12 protein-coding genes are annotated in these 13,111 nt (G+C 63.5%); all 12 read left to right on the forward strand.

The genetic code is table 11. From position 1 onward, the window contains the following. The first annotated feature begins 22 nt into the window (after positions 1 to 22). The 12 genes from NQ151_RS16260 to NQ151_RS16315 all read left to right on the forward strand — a co-directional run bounded on the left by NQ151_RS16260 (position 23) and on the right by NQ151_RS16315 (position 13,049). Positions 23 to 1,582 carry an ABC transporter substrate-binding protein gene (locus tag NQ151_RS16260; protein ID WP_257510109.1) on the forward strand — a complete coding sequence of 520 codons (1,560 nt, stop codon included), beginning with the start codon at positions 23 to 25 and terminating at the stop codon, positions 1,580 to 1,582. A 35-nt stretch (positions 1,583 to 1,617) separates the two neighbouring features. Further along, positions 1,618 to 2,547 (forward strand): ABC transporter permease, encoded by a 930-nt coding sequence (locus NQ151_RS16265; protein WP_257510116.1) that lies wholly within the window; start codon positions 1,618 to 1,620, stop codon positions 2,545 to 2,547. A gap of 17 nt (positions 2,548 to 2,564) precedes the next feature. After that, positions 2,565 to 3,425, forward strand: coding sequence for an ABC transporter permease (locus tag NQ151_RS16270; protein ID WP_257510115.1), 861 nt, complete (start codon positions 2,565 to 2,567; stop codon positions 3,423 to 3,425). 5 nt (positions 3,426 to 3,430) lie between these two features. Then, positions 3,431 to 4,444 (forward strand): ABC transporter ATP-binding protein, encoded by a 1,014-nt coding sequence (locus NQ151_RS16275; RefSeq protein ID WP_257510114.1) that lies wholly within the window; start codon positions 3,431 to 3,433, stop codon positions 4,442 to 4,444. 14 nt (positions 4,445 to 4,458) lie between these two features. Next, positions 4,459 to 5,469 (forward strand): ABC transporter ATP-binding protein, encoded by a 1,011-nt coding sequence (locus tag NQ151_RS16280; RefSeq protein WP_257528731.1) that lies wholly within the window; start codon positions 4,459 to 4,461, stop codon positions 5,467 to 5,469. Continuing rightward, entirely contained in the window at positions 5,466 to 6,395 is a 930-nt protein-coding gene (locus tag NQ151_RS16285) for a hypothetical protein (RefSeq protein ID WP_257510112.1), read from the forward strand. Before NQ151_RS16280 ends, NQ151_RS16285 begins: the two co-directional genes overlap by 4 nt. A 75-nt stretch (positions 6,396 to 6,470) precedes the next feature. Further along, complete coding sequence (locus tag NQ151_RS16290; RefSeq protein ID WP_257510111.1) at positions 6,471 to 7,322, forward strand: enoyl-CoA hydratase-related protein; 852 nt, start codon at positions 6,471 to 6,473, stop codon at positions 7,320 to 7,322. Between the two features lie 202 nt (positions 7,323 to 7,524). Then, the gene (locus tag NQ151_RS16295; RefSeq protein WP_257528732.1) at positions 7,525 to 8,826 is read left to right on the forward strand and encodes a CaiB/BaiF CoA transferase family protein; all 1,302 of its coding nucleotides are present in this window, start codon (positions 7,525 to 7,527) and stop codon (positions 8,824 to 8,826) included. A 12-nt stretch (positions 8,827 to 8,838) separates the two neighbouring features. Next, positions 8,839 to 10,398, forward strand: a complete 1,560-nt coding sequence (locus tag NQ151_RS16300; RefSeq protein WP_257510109.1) for an ABC transporter substrate-binding protein — start codon at positions 8,839 to 8,841, stop codon at positions 10,396 to 10,398. An 8-nt stretch (positions 10,399 to 10,406) separates the two neighbouring features. Continuing rightward, positions 10,407 to 11,465, forward strand: a complete 1,059-nt coding sequence (locus NQ151_RS16305) for an SDR family oxidoreductase (RefSeq protein ID WP_257528733.1) — start codon at positions 10,407 to 10,409, stop codon at positions 11,463 to 11,465. A gap of 25 nt (positions 11,466 to 11,490) precedes the next feature. Further along, complete coding sequence (locus NQ151_RS16310; RefSeq protein WP_257510107.1) at positions 11,491 to 11,895, forward strand: Zn-ribbon domain-containing OB-fold protein; 405 nt, start codon at positions 11,491 to 11,493, stop codon at positions 11,893 to 11,895. Further along, positions 11,895 to 13,049, forward strand: coding sequence for a thiolase C-terminal domain-containing protein (locus tag NQ151_RS16315; RefSeq protein WP_257510106.1), 1,155 nt, complete (start codon positions 11,895 to 11,897; stop codon positions 13,047 to 13,049). Before NQ151_RS16310 ends, NQ151_RS16315 begins: the two co-directional genes overlap by 1 nt. Positions 13,050 to 13,111: the final 62 nt, after the last annotated feature.

Here is a 13,111-nt window from a genome sequence, read left to right on the forward strand (position 1 = left end):
CGGTTATTGAAGGGATGATGCGATGAAGCATCTTGGTCGTGGTGGGCGTTCGCGTTTGTTTGCGGGTGTGAAGTTTGCGGGTGTGAGTGTCGTGGTTGCGGCGTTGCTCGCGGGTTGTGCGGGGGGTGGGCCGGCGGAGCCGGCTGCTTCGACGCCGGAGGGCCCGCAGGAGTTGCGTGTTGCGTTGTCGGCGTTGCCGACGTTGAACGTGATGGGCGCTACGGGCGCGGCTTATGGGTCGACGATCACGGTCGCGACGCAGTTGTTTGACACGCTGGTTGTCGAGACGGCGGATGGCGAGTATGCGCCGAGCCTGGCGACGGAGTGGGAGACCGTCGGCGACACGTGGACGTTCACGTTGCGTGATGACGCGGTGTTCCATGATGGGACGCCGGTGACGGCTGCGGACGCGAAGGCGTCGCTGGAGCTGATTATTGCGAACAAGGGAACGTTGGCGAACTTGTTCTCGGGTGTCGCGTCGATCAACGCCCCGGATGAGACGACGTTGGAGATTGTCACGTCGCGTCCGACGCCGGATCTGATTCCGAACCTGACGCGTATTTATGTGGGTCCGGGCGATCGTATTGCGGATGAGGCGTTCTGGGCGGCCCCGGTGGGTTCGGGTCCGTTCCAGTTCGAGTCCTACTCGCAGGGTGACCGGGTTGTGTTGACCGGTAACGAGGATTACTGGGGTGGTGCTCCGGAGCTGGATCGTCTGGAGTTGATCCAGATGCTGGAAGCGGCTCCGAAGGTCACTGCTTTGGAAGCGGGCGACATTGATGTGTTGTGGAACATTCCGGTGGACTTGACGGGTCGTTTGAAGACGAACCCGGATGTGGTTTATGACTCGGTCCCGAGCTATAACTACTACTTCATGTGGTTCAACAACAGTCGTGAGCCGTTCACGGACCCGCTGGTGCGTCAGGCGCTGGCTGAGGCTGTGGATGTCGACTCGATTGTGAAGAACGTGCTTGGCGAGTTGGGTAGCCCTGCGGTGTCGGCGATTCCTGCGACGATCCCGGGTGCGGGTGAGAACGAGGACATCCCGTTTGACCCGGAGAACGCGAAGAAGCTGCTCGCTGAGGCGGGGTTCCCGGATGGTTTCTCCACCACGATGGAGATGAACCCGGGTATGGGTATGAGCATTGATCTGATTGCTCGGGCGATGATCTCGGACTGGGCGAAGATCGGTGTCACGGTGGAGCTGTTGGAGAAGGAAGCAGCCGTGTTCAACGAAGACTTCCGTAACAACAACTACGACCTGCACATTCAGCCGAACCAGGTCATCACCGGTGATGCGGCGTATGGGACGGACCGTTTGTATAACTGTGAGCGGGTTGCTGCGTCGATCAACCACTGCTACGAGGAGTTGGACAAGCTGATCAAGGAAGCGCGGGTTGAGATGGACCCGGCTGAGCGCAGCGCGATCTTTGAAGAAGCGAACCAGTTCTTGTGGGAGAACTATGTCGGTATCTACCCGGCTGATGTGAATTATGACTACGCGGTGCGTACCAACGTGCAGGGGTTCGTGATGCCTCCGTCTGCTACCCCGCGTTTCGACCAGGTCTACCTCGCCGGCTAATCGCGAACCCTTCGCGCAATCAATCGGATGTCTAAATGTTGCGATATATAGCGAGCCGAGCACTGTTCGCCGCCGGCGTGGTAGCCGGCGTCCTGGCACTGCTCTTCGTGCTCATCAGACTTGTGCCCGGCGACCCGGTCACTGCTGTTCTTGGTGGCGAAGCCACCGACTTCCAAATTCAACAGGTGCGGGAGCAATTGGGCCTCGATAAGCCCATGATCGTGCAGCTGTTCTTGTACGGCCTTGCCGTGCTGCAGTTGGACTTCGGCAATTCGATCGTGTCGGGTATGGGGGCGATAGATCTTGTGATCCAGCGCGCCCCCACCACGGCAACGCTCGCGGCCGTGTCTATGGCGCTGGCGCTGGCGCTCAGCTTCCCGCTCGGAATTCTCTCCAGCCGCAAGCCCGGCGGGACGCTGGACCGGGCCGTGTCGCTCTTCGTGCTGCTCGGTCAGTCGCTGCCGTCCTTCTGGTTCGGCACCATGCTGATCCTGATCTTCTCGAGGAACCTCGGGCTGCTACCGAGCTTCGGTATCTCGGACTGGCGTTCGTACATCCTTCCTGCGGTGACACTTGCGGTGCCGGTGGCGAGTGTGCTCACCCGAATGGTGCGCAGTGGCCTGCTGGAAGTAACGCAGGAGGACTACATCCGCACGGCACGCTCCAAGGGGCTTCGCTCGGGGCTGATCGTGCGCGATCACGAGGTGCGCAACATGCTCATCCCCGTGCTGACCCTGGCCTCGCTGCAGTTCGGGCACCTGCTCGGTGGCGCGATCGTTGTGGAGTCGGTGTTCTCGATCCCGGGCGTCGGCCGCGTGCTGGTGCAGGGGTTGCTGGATCGTGACTACCCGGTGGTGCAGGCAGCGGTGTTCTTCATCGCCGTCGCCATCGTCCTGCTGAACCTGCTGGTGGATGTGGCCTACGGCGTCATCGACCCCCGAGCGAGTGTGGTGGGAAAGAAATGAGTACAGATACTGTCACCATGGCGTTGAAGCCGCACAAGACGGCACGCAAGCGCCCCAAATCTCTTTTCGCTTTGTTCTGCGCGTTCGTTTTGGGGCTGTACGTCCTCGTCGCGCTGGTCGGTCCGTTCTTCGTTGACTACGATCCGATGGCCGCAGACCTCTACAACCGTCTGCTTCCACCGGGAGCCGTGACCACGGACGGTACCGTTGCCGTCTTCGGCACCGACCAGATGGGTCAGAGCATCCTGGCGCAGGTGATCGTGGGTGCGCGCACCTCGCTGATCGTCAGCCTGCTCGCTGTGCTGATGGCACTGGTCGTCGGATCGATCGTGGGCGTGCTCGCCGGATACGTCGGCGGCAAGCTGGACGCCATCCTGATGCGCATCGTCGACATGCAGATGGCCTTCCCCACGATCCTCCTCGCGATCCTGGTGGCGGGTGTCCTAGGTCAGAGCGTCCTGAACGTCGTGATCGCCCTGGCTGTCGCCAACTGGATCGTGTACGCGCGCGTGCTGCGCAGCCAAGTGCTTACGATCACCGGTCGTGAGTTCGTGGAATCGACCCGAGCGCTCGGAGCCGGTCACTGGCACATTCTCCGTCGTTGCGTTGTGCCGGGATGTACCTCCCCGATCCTCGTGATCGCCACAGTTGACATCGGCTCCATGATCCTGTCGGAGGCGTCGCTGAGCTTCCTTGGCTTGGGTGTTCCCGCGGGAACGGCCAGCTGGGGTCGAACGATCTTCAACGGTCAGAGCTACCTGGATTCGGCCTGGTGGATCTCGGCGATCCCCGGCCTGGCGTTGACCATCGTGGTCGTGGCCCTCGGTTTTGTCGGCGACTATCTGCGTGATCGTACGGACCCTCGGACGGTGAAGTGATGAGTATGAGCAAGACAGCTGACTCGAACGTGAACGCAGCGGGCTCCGTGCTGGTCGTCCAAGACCTCGTGGTGGAGCTCAACTCCAAGCAGGATGTCATCCGCGTCGTTGACGGGGTGTCCTTCGAAGTGGGCGCAGGCGAAACGCTTGCAATCCTCGGCGAGTCCGGGAGCGGCAAGTCCGTCACGGGTATGGCGCTGATGGGGTTACTCCCCAAACGGGCCACTCACCACGTCGGGGGCTCGGTCACTCTCGACGGACTGGACCTACTGTCGTGCACCCCCGCCCAGGTCCGGGAGCTTCGGGCGCAGGGTATTGCCCTGGTTTTCCAGGATGCCCTCAGTGCGCTGAACCCGACCACGCGTGTCGGCGACCAGATCGGTGAGCTTTTCCGGCGTCGGCGTGGCTACTCTCGTGCGGATTCCCGGGCAGCGGCGGTGGAGCTGATGGAGAAGGTCGGAATCCCCGATGCGCGCACCCGGTCACGTGACTACCCGCACCAGCTCTCCGGGGGTATGCGACAGCGCGTGGTCATCGCCATGGCTGTGGCGCTGAACCCCCGCGTGCTGATCGCCGATGAACCCACCACTGCGCTCGATGTCACCGTGCAGGCGCAGATCATGGACCTGCTCGCTGCCTTGCAGCAGGACTACGGCATGGCCATGCTGCTGGTCAGTCACGACCTGGGAGTGGTGGCCGACGTGGCAGACCGCGTTGCGGTGATGTACGCAGGCAGAATCGTGGAGTACGGGCCGTTGCGTGAGGTGTACGACACTCCTGGCCATCCCTACACCCGAGGTTTGCTGGAGAGCATCCCGCGGATGGATGTGAAAGCCGACGTTTTGCCGGCGATCCCTGGCACCCCGCCGTCGCCCATCGCGAAGCCCCCGGGGTGTGCATTTGCCCCGCGTTGCCCGATGGCGACCGACCTGTGTCGCGAAGAAGAACCGGCGCTGCGCGTCGTGACTGAGGGGCACACGAGTGCGTGCCACTTCACTGAGATTGTCCGAGGTCTGTGATGGGGGACAACACGATGACCCAGCCTGCGCTGAACGTGCACGATCTTTCCATCACCTTCCGAGTCGGCGGCCAGGGCAAGCCCCGCGGTGAGGTTCGCGCTGTCGACCGCGTCTCGCTCGCGATCGCTCAGGGGGAGACCCTCGGTCTGGTGGGCGAGTCCGGTTCGGGCAAGTCCACGCTGGCCCGAGCAATCATGGGGCTGAACAAGCCGCGCAACGGTTCTATCCTTTTCGAAGGAAAGGACCTCGCCGCGCTGAGCTCCCGCGAGCGTCGTAAGTACTCGCGGCGGATCCAGATGATCTTTCAGGACCCTTATCGGTCGCTGAACCCGCGGCTGACCGTGGAGCAGCTCATTGCGGAGGTGTGGGAGGTCCACCCGGATCTCCTCCCTGCGAAGCAACGCCGTGGCCGCACGATGGAGCTTCTCGAGAGCGTAGGTCTCGGCGACCAGCATCTGAAGCGGTTCCCGCACGAGCTTTCGGGTGGTCAGTGTCAGCGCATCGCCATTGCGCGCGCTCTGGCGATGGACCCCTCGGTGATCGTTTGCGATGAGGCTGTCTCGGCGCTGGATGTGTCGGTGCAGGCACAGATCCTCAACCTGCTGGCGCGTCTGCAACGCGAAAAGGGGCTGACGTATCTCTTCATTTCTCACGACCTGTCGGTCGTGCAGCACGTGTCGGACCGGATAGCGGTGATGTACCTCGGCCGCATCGTCGAGACCGGGGCGGCAGACGAGATCCTCGAGGCTCCTCGCCACGCGTACACGCAGGCGCTGCTGTCGGCGGTCCCTCACCCGAAGCCCTGGGAGATGCCGGAGCGCGACCGCATCATCCTCACAGGTGAGATCCCCTCGCCCCTGTCGCCCCCGACGGGCTGCGGGTTCCGCACCCGGTGCTGGGCGGCCGAGGCGATCTGCGCCGACAAGCGCCCCGAACTCGAGGGAGAGGGCGGGCACACTGTCGCCTGCCACCTGCCAGAGAAGGTGCTATTCAAGCGCATTCGTGCCACGAGCGAGGCGCCGTGACCTATTACGAACATGTCTCGAAGATCACTCGCGCCGACGGCCTGCTGTCGGGTGAGGTGCGCCGCGCGGCGAACTTCGTGAAGTCGCGCACCGACGACGCCCACGGCGACTCCGTGGCGCAGTCTATCGGGTACCGCGGAGGACTCGTCTCGGCACTGATCCACGAGGAGCAGTTCATGCCGCTCGCCCTGGAGGCGTTCGGCCAGGAGTGGTTCCAACGCGGAAGCTACTCGTTTTTCTCGCGCACCGCCACGGTCGATCAAGACGAAGTGCAGGCGTTCATCGTGGATCCGGGCTCTGAGCCGGGAGAAGCCGAGGTGGAGGCCTGGTCGGTCAATGCCGCGGGAGACCGCGTCACGGAGGGCACGATCGGCATGGGCGAGGCGGGGCGGGCATCTGCCCTCCGCCGCCGAATGGAGGCGTACCCCCTGGGTCGATCGGAGCTCATCTATGAGGTGGTGCCCGGGATGCCCCTCGGGCGCGAGTTGCGCTGGTTTCCTTTTGAAAAGCCGGATGACGCGGACGACACCCGCCCCTACAAGCGGAAGGACTATCCGCGCGGGGAGTCGCAGATGCAGCGACGCGCGGACACAACCGAACCCCTCGATTGGTACTTCGGCGACTCGCCGTGGGGCGGCCCGATTGCGGGGCCGCTCGCGCTCGCACGGCTCGTACGTCCCGCGTTTCGGTGGCTCGACATCCAAGGCGCGCTGAGCATCGTGGGCGGCATGGAGGTGCAGTTCGTCAATGGTCCGCTCTTCCTCGACAAGGACTACGTGGTCAGCGGTCGAATTGTGGGGGCGAGCTCTTCGCCAAAGACCGAAGTGGTGTGGTTTGAGTCCTCCGTGAGGGATCCGCGCACCGGCGTCGAAATTGCCCGAGGCCTCCTGATGGAGCGCTACTTTCCCCAGCCTCCACGCGGCTGATCACTTTGGGGGCCGCTCTGTTGTGCGTCCCGATCCTCAAGAATTTGCGTCCCGATCCTCAAGTTAAGGAACAACATGACTGAAAAACTCGTCATTGTCGACGAGCCGATGCCGCTGGTCCGGCGCATCACGCTCAATCGTCCCGAAAAGCGCAACGCCCTCTCGAACGAGCTGCGCGCCCAGCTGTTCGATGCCATGCGCGAGGCTGACCTCGACGCGGAGGTGCGGGTCATCATCATCCGGGGCGCCGGCCCGAGCTTCTCGTCGGGCTACGACCTGAAGCAGGCGATGGCAGATAACCGTCAGAACCTTCCGCGGCACGCGTCGAACATCGACGGGTATTGGGCACGCCACCTGGTCGAAGGCTGGTTTGAGGTGTGGGATTACACCACGCCGGTCATCGCGCAGGTACACGGATACTGCCTCGCGGGAGGCTCTGAGCTGGCCGCAGCGTGCGACCTTGTCTACGTCGCCGAAGACGCGCAGATCGGCTACCCGCCGGTGCGACTGATGGGCACCCCCGACATGATGTGGCAGCCCTGGCTCATGGGCATGCGTCGCGCCGCCGAGGCGCTCTTCACTGGAGATGCGATCTCTGGTGTGGAAGCAGCACAGATGGGCGTTGCGAACCGTGCCTTCCCGGCTGACCAGCTCGAGGAGAATGTGCTCGCTGTGGCGGAGCGCATCTCAAAGGTGGACCGCGATCTGCTGGCGCTGAACAAGCGTGCCTTGCACCGCTCCATGGAAATTATGGGTATTCGCACGGCATTGCGTGCGAATACCGAGGCTCAGGCACTGAGTCGTGTGGCGGAGGGGCCGCTGAAGCACCGCGCAGAACTGCGGGAGAACGTGAAGGCCGCGTTGGTCAGCCGGGATAGCCAGTTTGGTGACTACACCGGAACGAAGCGTGACACCAACGTGAGCTGAGAATGCGGGCGCGGCGCTGACCGCGTCGCGGACCGGGAGGCCCCGCTAAGGGCTCCACATTCGATCTCTATCGCGGGCTAAGAGGCATGGGTCTCTCAGCTCTCATCAGGGTGCCCTAGCGCTCGGAAAACAACGAAGAAAACTCAGGGATCGGCACCTCGCTTACTGTTGCTTAACATTTGCCACCCTTCTTAGGCTCCGATTGACCCGTTTCTGCGCAGAGCTGCGCTGGGGCATACGAAAGAAAGTCGAAGGTGGTGTGATGGCTGTGAGTACGGGTGCTGGTGTCAGCGATCCGAACGAATCGCGCCGTCCATTGGCCGGCGTCAATGTCGTGGAGTTCGGGCAGTTCATCGCCGGTCCGGGAGCAGCCGCGCTGCTCGCAGACCTCGGCGCGAGCGTCGTGAAGGTGGAGTCGCTGGGGGGCGATTCCATGCGCTCGTCAGACCCGATTCAGTTCGGGGTCTACAACAAGGGCAAGCGTTCCCTGGCCCTCAACCTTCGGGACCCGCGGTGCGCCGCCGCCGCGGAAGAGTTGGCGCTGTCCGCCGACATCGTCATTCAGAACCTGCGTCCGGGGGCGATGGAAAGGCTGGGGCTCGGCCCCCAGGCGTTGCGCGCAAAGCGCCCGTCGTTGATCTACGGATCGGTCTCGGGATTTGGTGACGCCGGCCCTTCGGCTGGCAAGCCCGGATTCGACATCGCAGCCCAGGCCAAGAGCGGCATGATGGCGATCAACGGTCAGCCCGACGGGCCTCCCACGCGCGTCGGGATCACCATCGTGGATGTCACGACCGCCCACGTACTCGCGCAGGGCGCTCTGGCGGCGCTGCTGCGCCGTGATCGGACGGGCGAGGGCACCACCCTCAACGTTTCGCTCTTGGATGTGGCCCTGCATCTGCAGTCCCCCAAGTTCGCGAACTTCTTCGCATCCGATGTTGAGCCGGTGCCCTACGGTGACGGACAGCAGTCGGGCCAGGCGCCCTCCGGGATCATCCAGACCCGCGACGGCCGTATCGTGATGGCGGCTTACCTGCAGCCGCACTGGGAAAGCTTCTGCAAGGCCATCGGCCGCCCGGAGCTCATCGCCGAGGAGCGCTTCGCCTCGAACGCGCTGCGCTTCCAGCACCGTTCCGAGTTGATGTCAGTGATCCAGCCGTTCTTCTCGTCGCATGCGACGAGTGACGTGGTGGACATCCTCACCAAGGCGAATATCGTGGTTGCCCCGGTCAACGGCTACCGTGACGTCGTCAAGGATGCGGACGTGCTCGCCAGCGGAGCGCTGATTCAGATGCAAGACCTCGACGGGGCACTCATCGGCACGATCGCGAACCCCATCCGCTCTGCGGACTGGGGCACGCCGCCGACCGTCGCAATTGCGCGCGTTGGCCAGCACTCGGAAGAAGTGCTCTCAGAGATCTCCCTGTCATCCCTGGAGGTCCAGGAGATGCTGCAGGACGGTGTCGTCCGGCAGCCGGTATTCGAACCACATGTCGGTTATTGAAGGGATGATGCGATGAAGCATCTTGGTCGTGGTGGGCGTTCGCGTTTGTTTGCGGGTGTGAAGTTTGCGGGTGTGAGTGTCGTGGTTGCGGCGTTGCTCGCGGGTTGTGCGGGGGGTGGGCCGGCGGAGCCGGCTGCTTCGACGCCGGAGGGCCCGCAGGAGTTGCGTGTTGCGTTGTCGGCGTTGCCGACGTTGAACGTGATGGGCGCTACGGGCGCGGCTTATGGGTCGACGATCACGGTCGCGACGCAGTTGTTTGACACGCTGGTTGTCGAGACGGCGGATGGCGAGTATGCGCCGAGCCTGGCGACGGAGTGGGAGACCGTCGGCGACACGTGGACGTTCACGTTGCGTGATGACGCGGTGTTCCATGATGGGACGCCGGTGACGGCTGCGGACGCGAAGGCGTCGCTGGAGCTGATTATTGCGAACAAGGGAACGTTGGCGAACTTGTTCTCGGGTGTCGCGTCGATCAACGCCCCGGATGAGACGACGTTGGAGATTGTCACGTCGCGTCCGACGCCGGATCTGATTCCGAACCTGACGCGTATTTATGTGGGTCCGGGCGATCGTATTGCGGATGAGGCGTTCTGGGCGGCCCCGGTGGGTTCGGGTCCGTTCCAGTTCGAGTCCTACTCGCAGGGTGACCGGGTTGTGTTGACCGGTAACGAGGATTACTGGGGTGGTGCTCCGGAGCTGGATCGTCTGGAGTTGATCCAGATGCTGGAAGCGGCTCCGAAGGTCACTGCTTTGGAAGCGGGCGACATTGATGTGTTGTGGAACATTCCGGTGGACTTGACGGGTCGTTTGAAGACGAACCCGGATGTGGTTTATGACTCGGTCCCGAGCTATAACTACTACTTCATGTGGTTCAACAACAGTCGTGAGCCGTTCACGGACCCGCTGGTGCGTCAGGCGCTGGCTGAGGCTGTGGATGTCGACTCGATTGTGAAGAACGTGCTTGGCGAGTTGGGTAGCCCTGCGGTGTCGGCGATTCCTGCGACGATCCCGGGTGCGGGTGAGAACGAGGACATCCCGTTTGACCCGGAGAACGCGAAGAAGCTGCTCGCTGAGGCGGGGTTCCCGGATGGTTTCTCCACCACGATGGAGATGAACCCGGGTATGGGTATGAGCATTGATCTGATTGCTCGGGCGATGATCTCGGACTGGGCGAAGATCGGTGTCACGGTGGAGCTGTTGGAGAAGGAAGCAGCCGTGTTCAACGAAGACTTCCGTAACAACAACTACGACCTGCACATTCAGCCGAACCAGGTCATCACCGGTGATGCGGCGTATGGGACGGACCGTTTGTATAACTGTGAGCGGGTTGCTGCGTCGATCAACCACTGCTACGAGGAGTTGGACAAGCTGATCAAGGAAGCGCGGGTTGAGATGGACCCGGCTGAGCGCAGCGCGATCTTTGAAGAAGCGAACCAGTTCTTGTGGGAGAACTATGTCGGTATCTACCCGGCTGATGTGAATTATGACTACGCGGTGCGTACCAACGTGCAGGGGTTCGTGATGCCTCCGTCTGCTACCCCGCGTTTCGACCAGGTCTACCTCGCCGGCTAACCGGTGACGTGACCACCGGGCCCGCCGTCGTCGACGGCGGGCCCAATACCCGGACAGCGAGAAAATGGAGCGGCACGCCGACGCGGACCGCTCCTCAACGTCTGATTCGTTGGGCCGTCCGTCGACACGAGTTTTCAAGGAGCAGGATATTGAGTGGGATTTTGAATGGCCGCGTTGCGATCGTGACGGGCGCAGGTCGAGGAATCGGCCGTGGCCACGCGATCGAGTTCGCGCGTCAGGGAGCCAAGGTCGTGGTCAACGACATCGGCGCTGAGCGCGACGGCAGCGGATCCTCGAACGGACCAGCCGGCGAGGTCGTCGACGAAATTCGCGCGATGGGTGGCCAGGCTGTTGCCAACGGGGACGACGTATCGGACTGGGCCGGTGCTGGCCGTCTGGTCGCGTCCGCAATCCAAGAGTTCGGTCAGCTCGACATCATCGTCAACAACGCGGGCATACTGCGTGACCGCATGCTCATCAACATGACTCCGGAGGACTGGGACGCCGTCGTCTCCGTCAACCTCCGTGGTACTGCCGCTGTCACCCACCACGCCGCGGTGTACTGGCGCGCTCGGGCGAAAGCCGGAGAGACCGTCGATGCTCGCGTCATCTCAACCTCCTCCTCGTCGGGCATTTACGGCAACGTCGGCCAGACGAACTACGGTGCCGCCAAGGCCGGTGTGGCCTCCTTCACGGTCATCGCTGCGAAGGAACTCGCCAACTACGGCGTGACAGTCAACGCCATCAACCCCGGTGCACAGACGCGCCTCACGAGCCTGCGCACGACGGTCCCGGAGGGCGAGTTTGACGCTCGCCACCCCGACAACGTGGGCCCCCTCGTCGCCTGGCTCGCCAGCAAGGAATCGGCGGGGATCACCGGACGCGTCTTCAACGTGCGCGGCGGTCACATCAGCGTCGCCGAAGGGTGGGTCATGGGCCCCCGCGTCGACAAGGACGGGCGCTGGGATGCAGCGGAGTTGGGTTCGGTCGTTCCAGACCTCGTTCGCGCGGCGCGCGGCAACGCCGAGATGTCGGGACTCGTTCCCGATGCCGAACTCTCCGAGTAAGCGCACCGGAGCTGAAGGAGTAACGATGAGTCTTCCCCTGCCCACCCCGACGCCGGACACCCAGTTCTTCTGGGACGAAGTCGCCGAGAACCGTCTGAACGTGCAGTACTGCATGGACTGCGCGCGACACTACTTCTACCCCCGCTCGCACTGCCGGTTCTGCGGTTCCGGTGACGTCGAGTGGCGCCTGGCGAGTGGTCGCGCACACCTGGTGTCGTACATCATCAACCGCCGAGTGGCACCCGCATTCGCCGACTACTCGCCGATCATCGCGCTCGTGGAGCTCGAAGAAGGAGTGACCATGATGTCGAACATCGTGGGCGTGGAGGCCGACCCGGCCGCACTCACCCTGGATATGCCGCTGACGGCCGTGTTTGAAGAGCGTGAGGGCCGTGTGCTGCCTGTCTTCACCCCGGCGGAGGCGCGCTGATGGCTTTGCACGATGGCCGTGTTGTTATCGCGGGGGCAGCCGAGACCACCACAGTGGGGGTGCGTCCGGACATCTCGGTGCTGGAATTGCACGCCGAGGCGGCGCGCAACGCGCTGGATGACGCTGGTCTGACCGTTGCCGACATTGACGGTGTGTCCACCACGCGCCCCTCGCCGGTCGAGGTCGCTCATCACCTGGGCATCCAGGCGCGGTGGTTCGACGGCACGGCCATCGGTGGCTGCAGCTACATCGCTCATGTGCGTCACGCCGCCGCCGCTGTCGCCAGCGGTGCCGCGAACGCGGTCCTGGTCGTGCACGGCGAGTCGGGTCGCTCCCGGGTCGGTGCCGAGGTGCGCATGAAGGACACCTCCAGCCCAGCGGGTCAGTTCGAGCACCCGTTCGGTGCGGTGTACCCCTACGCCACCTTCACCCTTCCGGTGATGCGCTTCCTCCACGACCGCGGCTACGACCAGGAGTCGCTTGCCCGGGTGGTCGTTGCTCAGCGCAAGTGGGCGATCGACAACCCCCGCGCGTTCCGTCGTAAGCCGATCACGGTAGAGGACGTCCTCAGCGGCCCCGAGATCGCGTACCCGTTCACCAAGGACATGTGCTGCGTCGTCACAGACGGCGGTGGCGCCCTCATCGTGACAACCGAAGAGCGCGCCCGCGACATGCGTACTGCGAACAACCTCGTGCACATCCTGGGTGCAGGTGAGGCAGCTCAGGCAAGTATGGTGTCGCAGATGGGTGACCCTGGCTCGTTCGGTGCTTTCAAGCGCTCGAGCGCCGAGGCCTTTGCCACGGCGGGGCTCACCCCGAAGGACATCGATCACCTTATGGTGTACGACGCTTTCGCGCACCTGCCGCTGTACGGACTGGAGGACCTCGGCTTCGTCGGGTTCGGTGAGTCCGCCGACTTCATCGCTGCGGGGCACACGGAGCCTGGCGGCAGTCTGCCGATGAACACCAACGGCGGCGGCATGAGCTACACACACACCGGCATGTACGGCATGTTCGCCATGCAGGAATCGATCCGCCAGTTGCGTGGCGAAGCGGCGGTGCAAGCACCCGACGTCGAGGTGAGCTTTGTGCAGGGCGTCGGGCTGTTCTTCAGCGCGGCGGCGAGTTTGGTTCTCTCCAACGCTCGTCCTTGACGCTTGGTGAGGGCACGCGCGGTGCGTGTGTGCCCTCACCGGCCTCCCGGGACGCAGGAGAG

Origin of the sequence: Microbacterium sp. zg-YB36 (assembly GCF_024623575.2) — a bacterium.
In the GTDB taxonomy this organism is placed as follows: Bacteria; Actinomycetota; Actinomycetes; order Actinomycetales; family Microbacteriaceae; genus Microbacterium.